The 19,914-nt window shown below is 71.6% G+C and carries 20 protein-coding genes; 10 read left to right on the top strand and 10 right to left on the bottom strand.

Annotation, left to right across the window (positions count from 1 at the left end; translation table 11 throughout):
* Positions 1-51: 51 nt before the first annotated feature.
* Together ABJI51_RS00600 and ABJI51_RS00595 are read right to left on the bottom strand one after the other, a co-directional pair.
* Positions 52-891 (bottom strand): hypothetical protein, encoded by an 840-nt coding sequence (locus ABJI51_RS00600; protein WP_348946839.1) that lies wholly within the window; start codon positions 889-891, stop codon positions 52-54.
* A 165-nt stretch (positions 892-1,056) separates the two neighbouring features.
* Positions 1,057-1,299 carry a DUF3039 domain-containing protein gene (locus ABJI51_RS00595; RefSeq protein ID WP_348946838.1) on the bottom strand — a complete coding sequence of 81 codons (243 nt, stop codon included), beginning with the start codon at positions 1,297-1,299 and terminating at the stop codon, positions 1,057-1,059.
* Positions 1,300-1,351: 52 nt separating this feature from the next.
* On the opposite strand from ABJI51_RS00595, the gene ABJI51_RS00590 reads away from it, so the two are divergent.
* From ABJI51_RS00590 to ABJI51_RS00580, 3 genes are read left to right on the top strand one after another with little or no spacing between them, the layout of a single operon-like run.
* Positions 1,352-1,975, top strand: a complete 624-nt coding sequence (locus tag ABJI51_RS00590) for an HD domain-containing protein (RefSeq protein ID WP_348946837.1) — start codon at positions 1,352-1,354, stop codon at positions 1,973-1,975.
* A gap of 9 nt (positions 1,976-1,984) precedes the next feature.
* Positions 1,985-2,890, top strand: a complete 906-nt coding sequence (locus ABJI51_RS00585; protein WP_348946836.1) for a pseudouridine-5'-phosphate glycosidase — start codon at positions 1,985-1,987, stop codon at positions 2,888-2,890.
* A complete protein-coding gene (locus ABJI51_RS00580) occupies positions 2,887-3,759 on the top strand; it encodes a carbohydrate kinase family protein (RefSeq protein WP_348946835.1) in 873 nt (290 codons plus the stop codon). Before ABJI51_RS00585 ends, ABJI51_RS00580 begins: the two co-directional genes overlap by 4 nt.
* 33 nt (positions 3,760-3,792) lie before the next feature.
* On the opposite strand, the gene ABJI51_RS00575 is transcribed toward ABJI51_RS00580, so the two are convergent.
* Positions 3,793-4,128 carry a DUF3099 domain-containing protein gene (locus ABJI51_RS00575; protein ID WP_348947646.1) on the bottom strand — a complete coding sequence of 112 codons (336 nt, stop codon included), beginning with the start codon at positions 4,126-4,128 and terminating at the stop codon, positions 3,793-3,795.
* A gap of 17 nt (positions 4,129-4,145) precedes the next feature.
* Positions 4,146-5,411 (bottom strand): amidohydrolase, encoded by a 1,266-nt coding sequence (locus tag ABJI51_RS00570; RefSeq protein WP_348946834.1) that lies wholly within the window; start codon positions 5,409-5,411, stop codon positions 4,146-4,148.
* Positions 5,412-5,439: 28 nt separating this feature from the next.
* Here ABJI51_RS00570 and ABJI51_RS00565 point away from each other — a divergent pair, with 28 nt between their 5' ends.
* The 4 genes from ABJI51_RS00565 to ABJI51_RS00550 all read left to right on the top strand — a co-directional run bounded on the left by ABJI51_RS00565 (position 5,440) and on the right by ABJI51_RS00550 (position 11,265).
* Positions 5,440-6,942, top strand: a complete 1,503-nt coding sequence (locus tag ABJI51_RS00565) for a DUF7782 domain-containing protein (RefSeq protein WP_348946833.1) — start codon at positions 5,440-5,442, stop codon at positions 6,940-6,942.
* Positions 6,939-7,364, top strand: coding sequence for a D-aminoacyl-tRNA deacylase (dtd, locus tag ABJI51_RS00560; RefSeq protein WP_348946832.1), 426 nt, complete (start codon positions 6,939-6,941; stop codon positions 7,362-7,364). Before ABJI51_RS00565 ends, dtd begins: the two co-directional genes overlap by 4 nt.
* A 289-nt stretch (positions 7,365-7,653) precedes the next feature.
* Positions 7,654-8,682, top strand: a complete 1,029-nt coding sequence (locus ABJI51_RS00555) for a sigma-70 family RNA polymerase sigma factor (protein ID WP_348946831.1) — start codon at positions 7,654-7,656, stop codon at positions 8,680-8,682.
* Positions 8,683-9,609: 927 nt separating this feature from the next.
* Positions 9,610-11,265 carry a fumarate hydratase gene (locus tag ABJI51_RS00550; protein WP_348946829.1) on the top strand — a complete coding sequence of 552 codons (1,656 nt, stop codon included), beginning with the start codon at positions 9,610-9,612 and terminating at the stop codon, positions 11,263-11,265.
* A 41-nt stretch (positions 11,266-11,306) separates the two neighbouring features.
* On the opposite strand, the gene ABJI51_RS00545 is transcribed toward ABJI51_RS00550, so the two are convergent.
* From ABJI51_RS00545 to ABJI51_RS00530, 4 genes are all read right to left on the bottom strand, one after another.
* Positions 11,307-11,942 (bottom strand): RlpA-like double-psi beta-barrel domain-containing protein, encoded by a 636-nt coding sequence (locus ABJI51_RS00545; RefSeq protein ID WP_348946828.1) that lies wholly within the window; start codon positions 11,940-11,942, stop codon positions 11,307-11,309.
* 106 nt (positions 11,943-12,048) lie between these two features.
* A complete protein-coding gene (locus ABJI51_RS00540) occupies positions 12,049-12,534 on the bottom strand; it encodes a hypothetical protein (RefSeq protein WP_348947645.1) in 486 nt (161 codons plus the stop codon).
* A gap of 178 nt (positions 12,535-12,712) precedes the next feature.
* Entirely contained in the window at positions 12,713-13,195 is a 483-nt protein-coding gene (locus ABJI51_RS00535; RefSeq protein WP_348946827.1) for a hypothetical protein, read from the bottom strand.
* A 53-nt stretch (positions 13,196-13,248) separates the two neighbouring features.
* On the bottom strand, positions 13,249-14,019 hold the full coding sequence (locus ABJI51_RS00530) for a GntR family transcriptional regulator (RefSeq protein ID WP_348946826.1): 771 nt from the start codon (positions 14,017-14,019) through the stop codon (positions 13,249-13,251).
* 80 nt (positions 14,020-14,099) lie between these two features.
* On the opposite strand from ABJI51_RS00530, the gene ABJI51_RS00525 reads away from it, so the two are divergent.
* On the top strand, positions 14,100-15,317 hold the full coding sequence (locus ABJI51_RS00525; protein ID WP_348946825.1) for an APC family permease: 1,218 nt from the start codon (positions 14,100-14,102) through the stop codon (positions 15,315-15,317).
* A gap of 125 nt (positions 15,318-15,442) precedes the next feature.
* The gene (locus ABJI51_RS00520; protein WP_348946824.1) at positions 15,443-16,249 is read left to right on the top strand and encodes a S1 family peptidase; all 807 of its coding nucleotides are present in this window, start codon (positions 15,443-15,445) and stop codon (positions 16,247-16,249) included.
* 64 nt (positions 16,250-16,313) lie between these two features.
* On the opposite strand, the gene ABJI51_RS00515 is transcribed toward ABJI51_RS00520, so the two are convergent.
* Together ABJI51_RS00515 and ABJI51_RS00510 are read right to left on the bottom strand one after the other, a co-directional pair.
* Positions 16,314-17,414, bottom strand: a complete 1,101-nt coding sequence (locus ABJI51_RS00515) for an NAD(P)H-dependent flavin oxidoreductase (RefSeq protein ID WP_348946823.1) — start codon at positions 17,412-17,414, stop codon at positions 16,314-16,316.
* Positions 17,415-17,427: 13 nt separating this feature from the next.
* Entirely contained in the window at positions 17,428-19,044 is a 1,617-nt protein-coding gene (locus tag ABJI51_RS00510) for an acyl-CoA synthetase (RefSeq protein WP_348946822.1), read from the bottom strand.
* A gap of 62 nt (positions 19,045-19,106) precedes the next feature.
* On the opposite strand from ABJI51_RS00510, the gene ABJI51_RS00505 reads away from it, so the two are divergent.
* Positions 19,107-19,895, top strand: coding sequence for a crotonase/enoyl-CoA hydratase family protein (locus ABJI51_RS00505; protein ID WP_348946821.1), 789 nt, complete (start codon positions 19,107-19,109; stop codon positions 19,893-19,895).
* The last annotated feature ends 19 nt before the right edge of the window (positions 19,896-19,914 follow it).

Genomic DNA, 19,914 nt, shown 5'->3' with positions numbered 1-19,914 from the left:
ATCACGCGTGTCGACTCCTCGATCACGCGTGTCGAGCCTTCGAGCACAGCGTCAGCGCTGCTGGAAGCGGTAGGTCATGCTGTCGAAGAGGATGCAGATGCCCGGGGACATCACGATCACGCGCAGCGTGTTGTCCCGCTCGTCGAAGTCGATGCCCTCGACCTCGAACGAGCCCGAACAGCCGCTGCGCAGCGGGAGCTGGCCCAGCGAGGTGACGTGGCCGGTGACGTCCGAACCGGACAGCGGGGCCGCCAGATCCACCTGCAGCAGGGGTTTCGTCGTGCCGAAGAGGCTGCCGTCGGGGTCGTCGGACGCGCAGAGCAGGCGGGTCGCGGTCTGGAAGTCGCAGCCCTGGATGTCGCGGACCGGATGGTCGAGCCGGATCGCCGACGCGTACGGCAGGTTCTTCGCCGGGTCGGTCATGGCCACGCCGGGCATCGGGTGGACCAGCAGCCGGTCCATGGTGCCCCACTCCCCCGCCACCAGCCAGCGCGCGTCGGGCGACACCGCCGCGAAGGAGTTGTTGTTCGCTTCCCACGGCTCGAGGGCGTGCTTGTAGTTCGCCCACGAGCCGTCCGGGGCCTGGACGCGGAAGAGCTTCGCGCCCCGGTCGTCACGCTGGTAGGGCTCGACGTACCAGCCCTGGGCCGAGCCGGGGTCGCCGACGTGGTTCCAGCCCTGGGAGTTCAGGTCGGCCGGGATCGTGCCGATCCCGGTGTAGCGGATCGTGGTGCCCGAGGGGCGCACGATCGTGGCGAGTCCCTGGCTCTCGTCGAGGGCACGCGCGGTGTCGCGGCCGACCTCCGTCCAGCCGGTGACGGCCTGGGCGAGCGCGGGTGAGACGACGGCGAGCAGGGCGGCGAGGGTGAGCACGATCCCGGTTCTGCGCATGTGCGACTCCGGTGGGTGAGGGAACCTGGCCCGCTCGATCTACCAGGACTTCCGCACCCGGCACACCCGCCGAATGAAGGTTTTTCACGTTTGTTCGGCAACTTGTCCGTTTCCGGACAGCCGGAAGCCCCGGCGGGACCCCGCCGGGGCTCGCGGACCGGGGACTCAGTCCCCGGGGCGGAGACCGTCGTAGATCTCCTTGCAGGCCGGGCAGACCGGCGACCCGGGCTTCGGCGACTTCGTGACCGGGAAGACCTCGCCGCACAGCGCCACCACGTGCGTGCCCATGACCGCGCTTTCGGCGATCTTGTTCTTCTTCACGTAGTGGAACATCTTCGGCGAGTCGTCGTCGGTGGTGTCCGTGCCCTCGGGCGTGGTCTCCGGCTTCGTCAGCGTCTCGGTGCTCACCCGACCATTGTGCCCGAGCCCCGGCGGCCCGCCCATGTGGCATCTTCGACGGATGGAGTGGCGTGACGCGATCAGCACGCTGGGCGGCGCCTCCGCCGCCTGGCCCCGGCTCGAAGCCCGCTACGGCGAGCCCCACCGCCGCTACCACACGCTGGCGCACGCGGCCGCCGTCGTCCGCGACTCCGCCTGGCTGGCCGCCGGCCTCGGCGCCACCGACCGCGCGGTGCTCGCCGTCGCGGCCTGGACGCACGACGTCGTGTACGACGCGAAGCCCGGCGAAGACGAGCGAGCCAGCGCGCAGTGGGCCCGCGAAGCGCTTCAGGAGGCGAAGGTCGGCGAAGCGCACATCGAGCGCGTCGAAGCCCTGATCCTCACCACGATCACGCACGACGCCCCGCCGGACGACCTCCTGGCCACGGCGCTGCTCGACGCCGACCTCGCGATCCTCGGCGCGCCGAAGGAGCTGTACGCCGCCTACGCCCACGGCGTGCGCGAGGAGTACGCGAAGTACCCCGACGACGTCTGGCGCGCCGGCCGCGTCGCCGTGCTCGAACGCATGCTGTCCCGGCCGCTCTACCGCAGCGAAGCCGCGCGGACACGCTGGGCGAGCAGAGCCGCGGAGAACCTTGCGGCCGAGCTGACCCACTGGCGCGGCGGGCGGACCGATCACCGATGATGGTTCCTCGTGACTACCGCACTCTCGCTGCACGAAGAGGTCGCCTCGGCGCTGCGTGACGGGCACCCCGTCGTCGCGCTGGAGAGCACCATCCTGTCCCACGGCCTGCCGCCGGGCCGCAACCTCGACGTCGCCCGCCGCCTCGAGCGCGTGGTGCGCGACGGCGGCGCCGTCCCGGCCACGATCGCGGTGCTCGACGGGAAGGTCGTCGTCGGCCTCTCCCCCGCCGAGCTGGAACGGGTCTGCGCGCCGGACGCCGGGCTGGACAAGCTGTCGCTGCGCGACCTCGGGCCGGCGATCGGGCTGGGCCGCTCGGGCGCGACGACCGTGGCGAGCACGTCGGCGCTGGCCGCCGCGGCCGGGATCGGGATGTTCGCCACCGGCGGGCTCGGCGGGGTGCACGTCGGTGCCGCGCAGTCCTGGGACGTCTCGGCGGACCTCGGCGTGCTGGCGAAGGTGCCGACCGTGGTCGTCTGCTCCGGCGTGAAGTCGGTGCTCGACATCCCGGCCACCCTCGAGGTGCTGGAGACGAACTCGGTGCCGGTGCTGGGGTACCGCACCGACGACTTCCCGGCCTTCTACCTGCGCTCGTCCGGGCACGCCGTCGGCTGGCGCGTCGACGACCCGAAGCAGGCCGCCGCGGTCGTCGCGGCGCACCGCGAGTACGCCGGTTCCGGTGTCCTGCTGGCGAACCCGATCCCCGAAGAGTCCGAAATGGACCGTGAGCTGCACGACCGGCTGCTCGCCGAAGGCCTGGCGCTGGTCGAGGCGCAGGGCGTGCACGGCGCCGACGTCACGCCGGTGCTGCTGGAGCACTTCCACACCGCGAGCGCGGGCGTGAGCATCGACGCGAACGAAGCGCTCGTGCTGAACAACGCGAAGCTGGCCACCGAGGTCGCGGTGGCGCTCGCATGACCGGGATCGTGGTGGTCGGCGACGCGGCTCTCGACGTGATCGCCCGGCACGACAAGCCGTTGCCGCACGGCGGCGACGCCCGCGCGAAGATCCGCTTCACCGGCGGCGGCGCGGGCGCCAACACGGCGTTGTGGCTGCGGTCGCTCGGCGCCGAGACGACGCTGGTCGCCCGGATCGGCAACGACCCGGGTGGCAGGCTGATCCGGGCCGAACTGGAGGCGGCGGGCGTGCGGTGCGCGTTCGCCGTCGACCCCGAGGCGCCGACGTGCTGCGTCGTGGTCATGGTCGACGGTTCCGGGCAGCGCAGCATGCTCGCCGACCGCGGCGCCAACCAGCGCTTCGCCCCCGAGGACGTCTCCCCGGAGGTGCTCGCGGGCGCGAGCCACCTGCACCTGTCGGGCTACGTGCTGCTCGACCCGCCGTCCCGCCCGGCCGGGCTCGCCGCGCTGGCCGCGGCGAAGGAGGCCGGGCTGACGACGTCGGTCGACCCGCAGGCGGCCGCGCACATCACCGACCCGGCGGCGTTCCTGGCCGACGTCCACGGCGTCGACCTGCTGATGCCGAACACCGAGGAGCTGGTCGCGCTGACCGGCTCGGCGGACCCGGCGTCGGCGAAGGAGCTGCTCGGCACGGTCGGCGCGGTGGTGGTGACCGCCGGGCTCGACGGCGCCAGCTGGGTCGACGCGGGCGGCGTCACGAGTGTCCCCGCGGTCGAGGCCGAGTGCATCGACTCGACCGGCGCGGGCGACGCGTTCGACGCGGGCGTGCTCACCGGCTGGCTGGCCGGGGAGTCCACTGTGGACGTCCTGCGGCACGGGACGCGGCTGGGCGCGCTGGCGGTCGGGAAGGTCGGCCCGCAGCCTGCGTGAACCGCCACTTTCACGTGAAAGTGGCGGTTGGCGTCAGCCGTCGATGACGCGGTGCGTGGTGCTCTCGATCGCCTTCGCCTCGCGCTGGTACCGGGCGACCTTCTCCGCCTTGCGCGGCGGGCGGTCGTTGGCGATCAGCACCGCGACCCACGGCAGCGGCACCGAGATGGCCAGGAACGCGAGCGCCAGCCACCACACGTGGTAGGTGAGCCCGGCCGCGATCAGGCACGGGATGCGGCAGCACATCATGATGACGTACTTCCGCTTCCGCGCGGCGAACTGCTCTTCGTACGACGGGGCCGCCCCGGTGATCAGGACCGGGTCCGTGTTGCCGGCGGGCGTGGTCACTGCACCACCTCCGCCGTCCATCGTCCCACTCGCGCGGTTCATCCGACACCGGGGTGACGCAACTTGCTCAGCGCGGCGACGACCAGGGTCTCGATGCCCGTCCGCAGCGTCGGGTGCAGCACCGGCGCGAACCGCGGCGAGTGGTTGGACGGGATGTCGCGCTCGAACCGGCCCTCGGTCATCGCCGTGATGACCGTCTCCGGGTCGAAGCCGCCGACCAGCCAGAACACCGAGGGCGCGCCGGCCGCGCGGCCGAACTCGCTGAAGTCCTCGCTGCCGGTGATCAGCGGGGCAGGCATCACGACGTCGGTGCCGAAGTGGCCGCGGAAGACCTCGGTGAGCGCGTCGCTGGCCGCTTCGTCGTTCGCCGTGACCGGGTAGGAGCCGGACCGCTCGATCTCCGGGGGCTTCGGCGCGCCCGCCGTCGCGGCCTCGCCGTGCACGATCCGCTCGACCGCGGCCAGCACCCGCTCGCGGACCGCCTGGTCGAAGGAGCGGATGTTGACCTCCAGGACGGCGTCGTCGGCGATCACGTTGCTCGCGGTGCCCACGTGCAGCGAGCCGACCGTGACCACGGCCGAGTCGGTGGCGGCGATCTCCCGCGACACGATCGTCTGCAGCTTGAGCACCACGGACGCGGCCAGCACGGCGGGGTCGACGGTCGTCTCCGGGCGCGAGCCGTGGCCGCCGCGGCCGTGCAGGGTGATGCGCAGCGTGTCGGTCGCGGCCATGATGACGCCGGGCCGGGTGAGCACCCAGCCCGCCGGGCCGGGCACCAGGTGCTGGCCGAACACGACGTCGGGCTTGCCTGCGATGTCGAACAGGCCGTCGCGGACCATCGCCGCGGCGCCGCCCGCGCTCTCCTCCCCCGGCTGGAACACCACCAGCAGCGTGCCGGACCAGCTGTCGCGTCCCCTGGCCAGCAGCGCGGCGGCGCCGGAAAGCCAGGTGGCATGCATGTCGTGCCCGCAGGCGTGCATGACCGGGACGTCGTTGCCGTGCTCGTCGGTGGCGCGGGCGGTGCTGGCGTAGGACAGCCCGGTCTTCTCCTCGACCGGCAGCGCGTCGATGTCGGCCCGCAGCTGCACGACCGGGCCCTCGCCGTTGCGCAGCACGCCCAGCACGCCGGTGCCGGCGATGCCGGTGTGCACCTCGTAGCCGTCGCGCTCCAGCCGCCGGGCCAGCTCGGCCGCCGTCCGGGTCTCGGCGAAGGACAGCTCGGGATGGCGGTGCAGGTCGATGTACAGCGCTTCGAGTTCGGGCAGCGCCGCGTCGAGCGGGGCGAGGACGCGTTCAGGGGTCACGGGGGCCATCGTGGCAGCATTACCCACCGTGAGCACGCGACGTGTACTGCCCGACCTGTCCGACGACGTCTGCGCGCGGCTGCGCGAGGCCTTCCGGCGCACCGGCTACGACGCCGACGGCGTGGTGGCCGCCCTCGGCGGCGCGGCACACGCCGCGCTGGGCCGCGGCGAGCCGGTGCCCGCCGAGCGGGCCAGCCGGGACGCCGGTGATCTCGGCACGCTGATCCGGCTCTTCCTGCTCGGCGGGTCCGAGCCCGAGACGCAGGTCAAGGCCGCGTTCGCACCGCTGACGCCCGAGGACGCCGTCGCCGCCGGGATCCTCGCCGCGACCGCGGACGGCTACCGCGCCGCCCTCGACATCCGGCCGCACGGCGACGACGAAGGCTCCTGGTGGGTCGTCTCCGACCTCGACGCCGACGTGCTGGGCACCACCGTGCCGGAGGACCACGTCCTCGGCGTCGGCCACGCGTCGCTGTCGCTCATCCGCGCGACCAGCCGCCGCCCCGTCGGCACGCTGCTCGACCTGGGCACCGGCAACGGCGTCCAGGCGCTGCACGCCACCCGGCACGCGCAGCGCGTCACCGCCACCGACGTCTCCGAGCGGGCGCTCGCACTGGCCGCGGCGACGTTCCGGCTCAACGAACTGGACGTCGAGCTGGTCCGCGGCGAGTGGTTCGCGCCGGTCGCGCGGCGGAAGTTCGACCAGGTCGTCTGCAATCCGCCGTTCGTGGTCGGCCCGGCGAGGGTGGACTACACCTACCGCGACTCCGGGCTGGCAGGCGACGACGCGAGCGCGCTGGTCGTGCGGCAGCTGCCGGGCTTCCTCACCGAGGGTGGCGTCGGCCAGCTGCTGGCCTCCTGGCTGCACACGGGCAAGGAGGACTGGGCCGACCGGGTGAGCCGCTGGCTGCCCGCGGAGACCGACGCCTGGTTCGTGCAACGCGACGTCGCCGATCCGGCGCTGTACGTGGGCACCTGGCTGCGCGACGCGGGCATCGAGCCGCGCTCGCCCGAAGGCCGGGCGAAGGCGGCGGCGTGGCTCGACTGGTTCGCGGCGAACGACGTCCGGGGCATCGGGTTCGGCTTCGTCACGCTGCGGCGGGCGTCCGGGCGGACACCGACCGTGGTGTGCGAGGACCTGCGGCAGGCCTACGACGACCCGCTCGGCCCGGAGGCGGCGGGCTGGCTGGACCGGGTGGAATGGCTGCGCGAATCAGGTGATTCGTTGCTTGATGTCCGTTTTGTGGTGCCCGACACGGTTCTGCTGGAAAGCGTCGAAGAACCCGGCGACGAAGGCTGGGCGACGACGGTCCGGCGGCTGCACCGCACCGACGGGCCGGGCTGGCAGCACGAGGTCGACGAGCTGGCCGCGCGGCTGCTGGCGGGCTGCCGCGGCGCGCTGCCGCTGGAGGACCTGATCGAGCTGCTGGCGGCCGCGCAGGGCCTGTCCTCGGCGGAACTGGCGGCCGCCGCGCTGCCGGTCGTCCGCGAGCTGGTCCGGCACGGCATGCTCGTCCCGGCGGACCGGTGAGGGCCGTCGCGGCCCGCGTCACGCGGGCGGACGTCACCGTCGACGGCGAGGTCGTCGGCGCGATCGACGAGCCGGGTTTGCTTGTGCTGCTGGGAATCCACGTCGGCGACGACGCGGCGAAGGCCGTCACGATGGCGCGGAAGCTCCACGAACTGCGGCTGCTGCGTGACGAGGAATCATGCGCCACGGCGAATGCGCCGCTGCTCGTGGTGAGCCAGTTCACGCTCTACGGCGACACGAAGAAGGGGCGGCGGCCGTCGTGGACGCAGGCGGCCCGGCCGGAGGTCGCCGAGCCGTTGGTGGACGCCGTCGTGGCCGAGCTGCGCGGCCGTGGCGCCACCGTGGCGACGGGGCGGTTCGGCGCGATGATGGCCGTGTCGAGTGTCAACGACGGGCCGTTCACCGTTCTCGTAGAGGTTTAGACCACCACGGGCCGGTTCACTTTCGGGCTGATTCAAACGAAATTCTCAGGTTTCCGCCTCCGCCTGAGTTCTCAGCAAAAGCTCAGCAATGCTTGAGCAACCGGATCGCTCCGGCATCCGTCTCCCTTATTGAGCGAACCGGGAACGTTTTGGAAACCCGGAGCGTTGTGCCAGATGTCCAGCCAAGCCGGCCGGACCGGCGTACCGGGATCCACAGGCCCCGGTGCGCGGGTACGCACCCGGCGGGACCACCGCAGCAGCACGTTCAGCCCGTGACCGGGGAGGCAGAATGTCAGTCCAGACTCTCGAACGCGAGTCGCGCGGGATTCGCGAGCGCATCCCGGCTCAGGTGTCCGAGGAGCCGGTGGGCGTGGGGGCGCTCACCGACGCCGACCTCGACGCCCAGAGCCCCGCCGCCGACCTCGTCCGCGTCTACCTCAACGGCATCGGCAAGACGGCCCTGCTCAGCGCGGCCGACGAGGTCGAGCTGGCCAAGCGCATCGAGGCCGGCGTGTTCGCCCAGCACATGCTGGACACCGCGGAGGACCTCACACCCAAGCGCCGCACCGAGCTGGCGGCCCTGGTCCGCGACGGTCACGTGGCCAAGAACCACCTGCTGGAGGCGAACCTCCGCCTGGTGGTCTCGCTGGCCAAGCGCTACACCGGCCGGGGGATGCCGCTGCTCGACCTGATCCAGGAGGGGAACCTGGGTCTCATCCGCGCGGTGGAGAAGTTCGACTACTCCAAGGGGTTCAAGTTCTCGACCTACGCCACCTGGTGGATCCGGCAGGCCATCACGCGCGGCATGGCCGACCAGGGCCGCACGATCCGGCTGCCCGTCCACCTGGTGGAACAGGTGAACAAGCTGGCCCGCATCAAGCGCGACCTGCACCAGCAGCTCGGCCGCGACGCGACGCACGAGGAGCTGGCGGCCGAGTCGGGCATCCCGGCCCACAAGATCGCCGACCTGCTCGACCACTCGCGTGACCCGGTGAGCCTCGACATGCCGGTCGGCACGGAGGAGGACGCCCCGCTGGGCGACTTCATCGAGGACTCGGAGGCCACCGACGCGGAGAGCGCGGTCATCTCGGGTCTCCTCCAGGACGACCTGCGCCGCGTCCTGGCAACCCTGGACGACCGCGAGCAGCACGTCATCCGCCTCCGCTACGGCCTCGACGACGGTCAGCCCCGCACGCTCGACCAGATCGGCAAGCACTTCGGGCTCTCCCGCGAGCGCGTCCGCCAGATCGAGCGCGAGGTCATGTCGAAGCTCCGCCAGGGCGAGCGAGCGGACCGGCTCCGCGCGTACGCCAGCTGATCGTTTTTCGCCGGAAGGGGCGGGTTGCTCACGGGCACCCGCCCCTTTCCCGTGCCCGGCCATCCGCAGGCGCGTGACCAGCAGTTCCGCCGGACCACGGGTAGGTACGGAGAACTTTCCACGAAAAAGGGGTTTCACCGCGGAGAGGCGGGGGTAGCAACCCTGCGCCAGCACCCGTTCGGCAGCGTTGACTTATGACCTGCGTCACGACAGCCTCGACTGAGGCACCTGGTGATCGGACTGGCGCAGGCCACGCGACCGGATGTGCACGCATCCGGGAGCTTTCCCCGGGAGGTCGGGTCCGTCGGGGTGGACCCGGCCTCCCGACCATTTTCCGGCCTTGTCCCGGCCGGGCCGGGTCCGGCCGGCCGGGGCCCTGTCCGCGGCCCGTACCCAGACGGTCGGCTTGCGTACCCAGACAGTCGGCCCGCGCACCCGGACGGTCGGCTTGCGTACCCAGACAGTCGGCCCGCGCACCCACACAGTCGGCCCGCGCACCCGGACGGTCGGCTCGGGCCTGCCGGGCAACCGGGTTCCGGCCGACCCTCCAGGCACGCCAGCCGACCTTCCGGGTACGCGAGCCGACCGTTTCCGGACTTGTCCACACCCGGTCCGTGATGTGGACAACCGGTTCCCCGCGGCCGTCTTCCCCGGCTTTTCGTCGGGCGCCGCCGATACGCTGGACAAGGGCACGCCCCCCAGGGAGGGCGGGGGCCGTCTCGGGGCCGGGCCGCTGCGGGACCGCGCCGCCATCGGTCATCGGATCGCCAGGACTTCGGCAAAGGGCGCCCCTTCGCCGCGGGGGGAGCGACGGGCCGCGGAAACCCGGCCGCGTGGGGTGGCCCACAGTGACCGGATGCCTCTTCGGTGTTGTTCTTGGCGCTGCGTAAAGTGCGGAGATCCCGGAGCTGGCAAAGGAGCCTGGCAGTGCCGTCCACCACCACGTTTCAGCACACCGAAGTCCTGCCGCTGGGCAAGGACACCACCACCGAATACCGGCTGGTCACCGCCGAAGGTGTCGAGACCGTCGAAGCCGCCGGGCGGACCTTTCTGAAGATTGCCCCCGAAGCGCTCACCACGCTGGCCCGGACCGCCATCACCGATATCCAGCACCTGTTGCGTACCTCACACCTGCAGCAGCTGCGGGCCATCGTCGACGATCCCGAAGCCAGCGGCAACGACCGCTTCGTCGCCATGGATCTGCTGCGCAACGCCGCCATCTCCGCCGGCGGCGTGCTGCCCATGTGCCAGGACACCGGGACCGCCATCGTCATCGGCAAGCGCGGCGAGGGCGTGCTCACCGGTGGTGACGACGAGCGCGCTCTCTCGCAGGGCATCTTCGACGCCTACCAGCAGCTGAACCTGCGGTACTCGCAGATGGCGCCGCTGAACTTCTGGGACGAGCGCAACACCGGCACCAACCTGCCCGCGCAGATCGAGCTGTACCACAAGGACGGGGACCCGACCTACGAGTTCCTGTTCATGGCCAAGGGCGGCGGCAGCGCCAACAAGACGTTCCTCTACCAGGAAACCAAGGCCGTCCTGAACCCGAAGCGGCTCGCGCGCTTCCTCGACGAGAAGCTGCGCAGCCTCGGCACCGCCGCCTGCCCGCCGTACCACCTGGCGATCGTCGTCGGCGGGATGTCCGCCGAGTTCAACCTCAAGGTCGCGAAGCTCGCCTCCGCGCGCTACCTCGACACCCTGCCGACCGAGGGTTCCGAACTCGGGCACGCCTTCCGCGACCCGGGCCTCGAGCAGCAGGTCCTGGAGATGACCCGGCAGTTCGGCATCGGCGCCCAGTTCGGCGGGAAGTACTTCTGCCACGACGTCCGCGTCATCCGGCTGCCGCGCCACGGTGCCTCCTGCCCGGTCGGCATCGCCGTCTCCTGCTCGGCCGACCGGCAGGCCAAGGCCAAGATCACCGCCGACGGCGTGTTCATCGAACAGCTCGAGCGCGACCCCGCGCGCTTCCTGCCCGACGTCACCGAAGAGGACCTCTCCGACGACGTCGTCGCCGTCGACCTCAACCGGCCGATGGACGAAATCCGTGCCCAGCTTTCGCAGCTGCCGGTCAAGACGCGGCTTTCGCTCACCGGCCCGCTGGTCGTCGCGCGCGACATCGCGCACGCCAAGATCGCCGAACGGCTCGACGCCGGCGAGGGCATGCCCGACTACCTGAAGAACCACCCCGTCTACTACGCGGGACCGGCGAAGACGCCCGAGGGCTACGCGTCCGGCTCGTTCGGGCCGACCACGGCCGGGCGGATGGACTCCTACGTCGAGCAGTTCCAGGCCGCCGGCGGCTCGCTCGTCATGCTGGCCAAGGGCAACCGGTCCAAGCAGGTGACCGCGGCGTGCCAGGCGCACGGCGGGTTCTACCTCGGCTCGATCGGGGGCCCGGCCGCGCGGCTGGCGCAAGACTGCATCAAGAAGGTCGACGTCCTCGAGTACGCCGAACTCGGCATGGAAGCGGTCTGGAAGATCGAGGTCGAGGACTTCCCCGCGTTCATCGTCATCGACGACAAGGGCAACGACTTCTTCGCCAGCACCGGCGATCCGGTGCTGCAGATCAGCTTCCGCTGACCGGGGGCGGGGCACCGGCGCGCCGCCGGTGCCCCGCTCCCTCAGCCGACGCGTTCGATCCGCGCGCGGCGGATGAGGAACTTGCCGGGTTCCCTGACCTGTTCGAAGGCCGCGTTGTTGAGCAGCGCGCAGCTGCCCGACGCCGAGGTCACCTCGACCGTCGTGGACTTCGAGTTGTCCAAATTGGTCACTTTCAGCTTCGTCCCCGCCGGGAACTGGTTGCTCGACGCGGCGGGCGCGCCACCCTCGCCCGAGAGCGTCACGGTCGAGCCGGGGCACACGACTTCCCCGGCGGCCTGCTGCTGTTTCTTCTGCTGACCGGGCGCCTGGGCCTTGCCCGGCGCGGCGCCCGAGTTCCCGGGTGCGGCGTTCGCGGCGACGTTCGCCGTGCAGCCCGCGGCCTGCCGCCGCTGCTGGATCAGGTCCACCACCGCCTGCCGGTTGGCGATCCGCGCGGCCGACTGCGCGTCCGGGTTCGCCTGCTGGCCCGCGATGAAGGTCAGGTTGTTCTGCAGCGCGGTGTCGAGCCCGGCACAGTTCTCCTTGGGTGCCTCGGCCGCGTTGCCCGCGGGACTGCTCAGCGCGATGGCGGTTGCGGTGACGCCGGCGACGCCCAGCAACGCGGCCAGTCCGATGGTCGCCTGCTTGCGGTGCCGGCCAGTACTCAACCGGGGCATGTGCCCCTCCTTTCAGGTCACCACCTCATCCCCGGACACGGGCACCGCACAGCGGGGGTTCACCGGCAGCCCTGACAATTTTCGACAACTTCGACAGGCGGGCAGGTCACTGCGGCGGCGTGGTCTTCAGCACCACCGTGCGCTGGTCCAGCGGCGCGGCCAGCGCGACCGAGATCACCGGGTAGCGGATGTCCATGGTGCACATCTGGCCGGTCTGGGCCTTGGTTTCGCTCAGGTTGACCACGACGCGGCCGGCGCTCTGCTCGGCGGCCTCGCCGAGGGCGTGGCCGCAGCCGCCCTCCTGGGCGCGGATGTTGAGGATGGTGCCGCCGTTGGCGGTCCACACTTCGCGGGGGAACCCGGCGGGCAGCGCGGAGGCGTCGATCTTGTTCGCCGGCACGGGAGTGCTGCCTTCGGGCACGGTGAGCCGTGGCTTGCCGGGCGGATTCGCCGTCGGAACCGGCTCACTCGGCGAGGTGGAGACGCTGCCGGTGGGAGCCGCGGAGTCGCCCCCGGCGGCAGGCTGGCTGGTGGGCATGTCCTGGCCGGCACAGGCCGTCGCCATGAGCAGGAACGCGCCGGTCCCGACCAGTTTCGCTAAGTACCTCATGCTGGGAAGACGGAACGGCGCGGCGCGGGGTTGCACGGGAAGCCGGGTCGACGGCGGTGCCGCGAACAAAGCGCAACCCGTCCAGGACCCACCCCACCATGGTCTGGGAGGGCGGACTCCGGGCATCCCGGGTCCGCCCTCCCAGCGTCTTCGGCCGGGGTCAGCCCTGGCGGAGGACCACCGTGCGGGTCCCCAGTGGTGCCGTCAACGCCAGGGGGATCCTGATCTCCTTGAGGTAGTCCGGGCACATCTGGCCCTTCGGGGCCGACGTCACCGCCACCAGCACGACCACCTGCCGGTCCGTCTGCTCGCCGACGCGGGCCGAGATGCGGCGGCAGCCGCCCTCCTCGGCCTCCAGGGTCAGCGTCTTGCCGTCGGTGCTGCGGAACAGGCTGCGCGGGGACCCCTCCGGCAGTCCTCGCGCGTCGATCTGGCTCTCGGCGACGACGTCGTCGCCCGGGGCGATGCCCTGGGTGGGGCGGCCGACCGTCTGGGACGGGGGCGGCCCGAGCGTCGGGGTCACCGTGCCCGGCTCGGCGGAGGACGTCGGCGGGGTGGCCGGCGGCGGGGCTCCGGACTCCGAGCGTGCTCCGCACGCCGTCAGCGTGACCAGCAGCAGGACCGTACCCAGCAGTGTGCGCATACCTGCCAGACGGAACCGGCCCCGCGCCCGGTTGCATCGGGCGGGCAGGCAGTTCAGCGGCCCAGGCGGGTCAGGAAACTCAGTCGGTCACCGCGGTAGAGGGAGCGGACCCGCTCGACCGGGACGCCGTCCGGGCCCCAGGCCACCCGGTGGGTGAGCAGCATCGGCAGTGCCGGATTCGTCCCGATCAGCAACGCCTCGCGCGGCGTCGCCAGCACCGTCTCGACGCGCTCTTCGGCACCCGCGAACACCACGCCGAGCTGCTCGCTCAAACACGCGTGCAGTGACTGCCGCGGGTCGAACACCTCCCGCAGCTGCGGGAACCGCGACACCGGGAGATATGTCGATTCGAGGCCGATGCGCTCGTCGTCGGCCAGCAGGACGCGCTCGAGGTGCCAGACCTCGGCGTCGGACGTCACCCGCAGGTCGGCCGCCAGCGCGCGGCCCGCCGGGCGCCGTTCCAGCGTGATCACCGTGCGGCCCGGGCGGACGCCCTGGCCGCGCAGCCCCTCCGTGCAGCTCACCAAAGCCAGCGGCTGGACCAGCTTCGGCGCCGCCACGTACGTGCCGCTCCCCTGGCGGCGGCTGAGCCTGCCCTCCAGCACCAGCTCGCCGACCGCCTGCCGTACGGTCGCCCTCGACACTTCGAACCGTTCGCACAGTTCCCGCTCCGTGGGCAGCGCCGCCCCTTCGCCGAGTTCCTCGATCACCGCCAGCAGCTCGACCTTGACCGCGTAGTACCGCGGAACGCGGCCGTGCTCGGGAATCCCGTCGAGCACGGGACCGTCTGCGGACAGGCGGGAATGGGGTGAAGGGGCGGGCACGGAATCGACCCTATTGGTTTCCTCGCCCGTCGTGGTTCGCTGTGGCACGTAACACGGCCGACACCTGGAGGATCACCCGGATGCAGTCCGCACCACTGGCCCGGCGGCTGGGCCTGCCCGACGCCGTTTTCCTCGGCCTGGGCTCGATGATCGGGGCAGGGGTGTTCGCCGCGTTCGCCCCGGCGGCCCGCGCCGCGGGGGCCGGGCTGCTGCTCGCGCTCGTCGTCGCGGCCGTCGTCGCCTACTGCAATGCGATGTCTTCGGCGCGGCTCGCCGCGATTTACCCGCAATCCGGCGGCACCTATGTTTACGGCCGGGAAAGGCTCGGTGAATTCTGGGGATACCTGGCAGGCTGGGGATTCGTCACCGGGAAGACCGCCAGCTGCGCCGCGATGACGCTGACCGTCGTCGCCTACGCCGCGCCCGGGCTCGGGCAGCCGTGGCGCAGCCTGCTCGCCGTCGCCGTGGTCGCCGCGCTCACCGCCGTCAACTACTTCGGCGTGCACCGCTCCGCGCTGGCGACGCGGGTGATCGTGTCCTGCACGCTGCTCGTGCTCACCGCCGCGGGGGTGGCGATGGCCGCCGGGCCGCGGGCGGGCGGGCCGCTCGTCGCGTGGCCGGGCGGCGGGGGCGTGCTCGAAGCGGCCGGGCTGCTCTTCTTCGCCTTCGCCGGGTACGCGCGGCTCGCGACGCTCGGCGAGGAGGTCCGCGACCCCGCCCGGACGATCCCCCGTGCCATCCCGCTCGCGCTCGGGCTCACCCTCGTCGTCTATGCCGCGCTGGCCGTGCTGCTGCTCGTCCGGCTCGGCCCGGCCGCGCTCGCCGCGAGCCCGGACCCGATCGCCGCGGCCGTCCCGGGGTGGCTCGCCCCGGTCGTGCGGGCCGGCGCGGCGATCGCGGCGCTCGGCTCGCTGCTCGCGCTCATCCTCGGCGTCTCGCGCACGACGCTGGCGATGAGCCGCGACGGCCACCTCCCCCGGTTCCTCGCCGCCGTGCACCCGCGCTACGACGTGCCGCACCGGGCCGAGCTGACCGTCGGGATCGTCGTCGCCGTGCTGGCCGCGTCGATCGATCTGCGTGCCGCGATCGGCTTCTCCTCCTTCGCCGTGCTGACGTACTACGCGGTCGCCAACGCGGCCGCGTTCACGCTGAACGGGAAGGCGCGGGCGATCGCCGTCCTGGGCCTCGCCGGGTGCGTGGTGCTCGCGTTCAGCCTGCCGCTGCCGTCGGTGCTCACCGGCTGCGCCGCGCTCTTGCTGGGCGCTTCGGCCTACGGCGTTCGGCGGATCCGCCGGTGAGAAACCCCCCAACTGCCCGAAAGATCCGAAGAAAGTCGGTTGTCCGGGTGCCCGGGCACCTGCTGTAGTCATGGGGCCGCTCACGGCAACTGCTTCCACTGTGGACACTGGAAGGACTGATCCCCTTGGCCCCCAAGCGCTGGTTCACCCTGCTCAGAAACGCCACCACCGCACTGGCCGCGGTCGCCGCGGCCGCGTCGTTCGCGACCCCCGCGATCGCCACCGCGGCCCAGCCGCCGTCCGCCGACGTCGTCGGCGGCACCCGGGCGGCGCAGGGCGAATTCCCCTTCATGGTCCGGCTTTCCATGGGCTGCGGCGGGGCGCTCTACACGAAGCAGATCGTGCTGACCGCCGCCCACTGTGTCAGCCGGACCGGGGCCAACACCTCGATCACGGCGACCGTCGGCGTGGTCGACCTGCAGAGCTCCAGCGCGCAGAAGATCCGCTCGACCTACGTCTACCGGTCCCCGACGTACGGCACCTCGACCGGCGGCGACTGGGCGCTGATCAAGCTCGCCAGCCCGGTCAGCGGCCTCTCGACGCTGCCCATCGCGACGACGACGGCGTACAACTCCGGCACGTTCACCGTGGCAGGCTGGGGTGCGGCGACCGAGGGCGGGTCGCAGCAGCGATACCTGCTCAAGGCGACCGTCCCGTTCGTCGACGACGCCACCTGCGCCGCGCAGGGCGGCAGCTACCCCGACCTGATCCCGAGTGCGGAGATCTGCGCGGGCAACCTGGCCTCCGGCGGCGTCGACACCTGCCAGGGCGACTCCGGCGGCCCGATGTTCCGGCGGGACAACAACAACACCTGGATCCAGGTGGGCATCGTCAGCTGGGGTGACGGCTGCGCCCGGCCGCACGCGCCCGGCGTCTACACCGAGGTGAGCACGTTCGCGGCGAAGATCGCCGCGGCAGCCTCGAGCCTCTAGCTCCCGTAGTCCGTGAATGCCACATTGAGGGACGCAGGTTCCCTCAATGTGGCATTCACGGCTTTCAGCGGGTCTTGTCGAGGCGGGAAAGCGCTTCTTCGTAGCCGGACACCAGATCGGCGACGACCTCGGCGACCGGGCGGACGCGGTTCATCCGGCCGACGATCTGGCCGACCGGCATCGACACCACGCTCGGGTCGTTCGCCGCGTGGATCCGGTTGTGGGCATGGGAAACCAGCAGGTTCTGCAGCGGCATCGGCAGTGGCTCCGGCGCGTCCGGCGCCGCCCACGCCTCGGTCCAGCGGGTCTTGAGCAGCCGGGCGGGCTTGCCCGTGTAGATCCGCGTGCGCACGGTGTCCGACGACGACGCCGCGACGAGCGCCTGCTGCATCGCCACCGACTCGCCCATCGTCTGCAGGTACTCCTCGGTGGCCAGCCACATCGAGCCCATCCAGACACCGGACGCGCCGAGCGCGAGCGCCGCGGCCATCTGGCGGCCGGACCCGATCCCGCCCGCGGCCAGCACCGGCACGTCGACCGCGTCGACGATCTCCGGCACCAGCACCATGGACGCGATCTCGCCGGTGTGGCCGCCAGCCTCGTAGCCCTGTGCCACAACGAAATCCACGCCGTTTTCGACGTGCCGGACGGCGTGTTCGGCCTTCCCGGCGAGCGCCGCCACCGGCACGCCCTTGTCGTGACACTGGCCGATGACGTCCACCGGCGGTGAGCCGAGCGCGTTGGCGATCAGCTTGATCGGGTGGTTCAGCGCGACCTCGACGTGCGACCGGGCGACCGAGTGCAGCCAGCCGAGCACGCCCGCGCGCTCGTCGGTGTCGTCCGGCAGCGGCGGCACGGAAAGCTCTTTCAGCACCTTGTCGACGAACGCGCGGTGGCCGTCCGGGATCATCTTCGCCAGATCGACCTGCGTGCCTTCGGCGGGCACCTTCGCCGGCATCACGATGTCGACGCCGTAGGGCTTCCCGCCGGTGTTCTCGTCCATCCACGTGAGCACCCGGTCGAGCTCGGCGGCGTCGTTGAACCGCACGCAGCCGAGCACGCCGAGCCCGCCGGCGCGGCTGAGTGCCGCGGCGACGTGTTCCGACGGGGTGAACCCGATGATCGGCAGGTCGATGCCGAGCCGGTCGCACAGGGGTGTCCGCACGTGTTCGTCCTCCTCAGACGGGCTGGGCCGTGGCCGGTTCGTGCTCGGCGGCGTAGCGCTGGGCCCACGGGTAGTCCGGCTTGCCGCTGGGCGAGCGCCCGATCTCGTCGGCGAGCCAGATCGTGCGCGGCACCTTGTACCCGGCGATCTCGCCGCGGACGTGCTCTTCGAGCGCGGCGAAGTCCGGTTCGGCGCCCTCGCGCAGCTGGACGACGGCGGCGACGCGCTGGCCGAGCCGTTCGTCCGGGACGCCGATGACGAGTGCGTCGAAGACGTCGGGGTGCGACTTCAGCGCCCCTTCGACCTCTTCGGGGTAGACCTTCTCGCCGCCGGTGTTGACGCACTGGGAGCCGCGGCCGAGCAGCGTGACCGTGCCGTCCTCTTCGTAGCGGGCGTAGTCGCCGGGGACGACGTACCGGGCACCATCGACCTCGACGAAGATCTTCTTGCTCTTCTCGGGATCGCCGTAGTAGCCGAGCGGGACGTGCCCGCGGCGGCCGATCAGCCCGACGGCGCCGGGTTTCTTCTCGACGACGTTGCCGTCCTCGTCGAGCAGGATCGCGTCCTGGCCGAAGTTCACCCGCGGGCCGGCGCTGTGGTCGGAGTCCTTGGCCACCATGCCGATCCCGGTGAAGCCGCTTTCGGACGAGCCGATGGCGTCGGTGATCACGGCGTTCGGCAGCAGGGAGACGAACTCCTGTTTCACCGACTGGGAGAACAGCGCGGCGTGGCTCGACACCGCGACGATCGACGAAGCGTCGTAATCCCCTTCGCGGTAGGCCTCGATCAGCGGCCGCGCCATCGCGTCGCCGACGATCGTGAGGACCTGGACCTTGTGCCGCTGCACGGCTTTCCAGATCTCGTGGGCGTCGAAGCGCGGCACGAAGACGACGGGGCTGCCGGTGAACAGCGCCCCGAACGCGGCCCACTGCGCGGCGCCGTGGATCAGCGGCGCGGCGGGCAGCCTGGTCAGGCTCCCGGCCTTGCCCTGCTCGGCGAGCGTCCATTCGTCGGGGACGTACTCGCCGGTGACGAAGTTGATGCCGCCGCCGAGCGCGCGCCAGACGTCCTCCTGGCGCCAGAGCACGCCCTTCGGGTAGCCCGTGGTGCCGCCGGTGTAGAGGATGTAGAGGTCGTCGCCCGAGCGTTCTTCGAAGTCGCGCTCCGGCGACTGCGCGGCGAGGGCGGATTCGTAGTCGACGCCACCGTAGCTGTCGTAGTCGGCTCCGCTGCCGTCGTCGATCACGACAACGTGTTTCAGTTTCGGCGTCTCGGCGAGGGCGGCCGCGACCTTGTCGGCGTAGCTGCGTTCGTGGACGAGCGCGACGATCTCGGCGTCGTTGAAGAGGTAGACGAGTTCGCCGTGCACGTAGCGGTAGTTGACGTTGACGGCGATCGCCCGCAGCTTGTACGCCGCGATCATCGCCTCGAGGGCCTCGATCGAGTTGCGGGAATAGACCCCGATGTGGGACCCGCGTCCCACGCCGTGCGCGGCGAGGTGGTGGGCGAGCCGGTTGGCCCGCGCCTCCAGCTCGGCGAAGGTGACCTGCCGGTCGCCGCACACGACCGCGACGCGCTCCGGCACGGCGTCGACGGCGTGCTCCAGAAGATCCGCGATGTTGAGTGCCACGCCCTCAAAGTAGAACATGTTATCGTTCTGGGCAATGGCACTGCTGCTTCGGGAGGTCTTCCGTGGGTGAACCGCACGCGCTGGTGACACAGGAGGGGCAGACCCTCGTCGTCACGATGAACCGGCCCGAAGCGCGCAACGCGATCACCGCCGAGATGATGTCGATCATGGTCTCGGCCTGGGACCGCGTCGACTCGGACGACTCGATCCGCAGCTGCATCCTGACCGGCGCGGGCGGCGCGTTCTGCGCGGGCGCGGACCTGAAGTCGATGTCCCGCAACGCGCCGTCGGAGTCGTTCGCGTCGGGAAAGTTCGACCCTTCGCACATCCCGGGCCTGCTCAAGGGCCGGCGGCTGACCAAGCCGCTGATCGCGGCGGTCGAGGGCCCGGCCATCGCGGGCGGGACCGAGATCCTCCAGGGGACGGACATCCGGGTGGCGGGCGCCTCGGCCCGGTTCGGGGTGTCGGAGGCGCGGTGGGGCCTGTTCCCGATGGGCGGCTCGGCGGTGCGGCTGCCGCGGCAGATCCCGTACACGGTGGCCGCGGACATCCTGCTCACCGGGCGGCACCTCTCCGCGTCCGAGGCGCTGGCGATCGGCTTGATCGGTCATGTGGTGCCGGACGGGACCGCGCTTTCGAGGGCACTGGAGCTGGCCACGCTGGTTAACGCGAACGGGCCGCTCGCCGTGCGGGCGATCCTGCGGACCATGCGGGACACCGAGGGGCTGCACGAGGAAGAGGCCTTCAAGCTGGACGCCCAGTACGGGGTCGAGGTCTTTGCTTCGGAGGATGCCAAGGAGGGGCCCCGGGCCTTCTCGGAGAAGCGGAAGCCGGACTTCAAAGGCCGCTGACCGAGAACGCGTTCCTTCC

This window comes from Amycolatopsis melonis (assembly GCF_040064235.1).
GTDB lineage: Bacteria > Actinomycetota > Actinomycetes > Mycobacteriales > Pseudonocardiaceae > Amycolatopsis > Amycolatopsis melonis.
The sequence above is the reverse complement of the archived record's forward strand: the minus strand, read 5'-3'. Positions and strand labels throughout refer to the sequence as shown.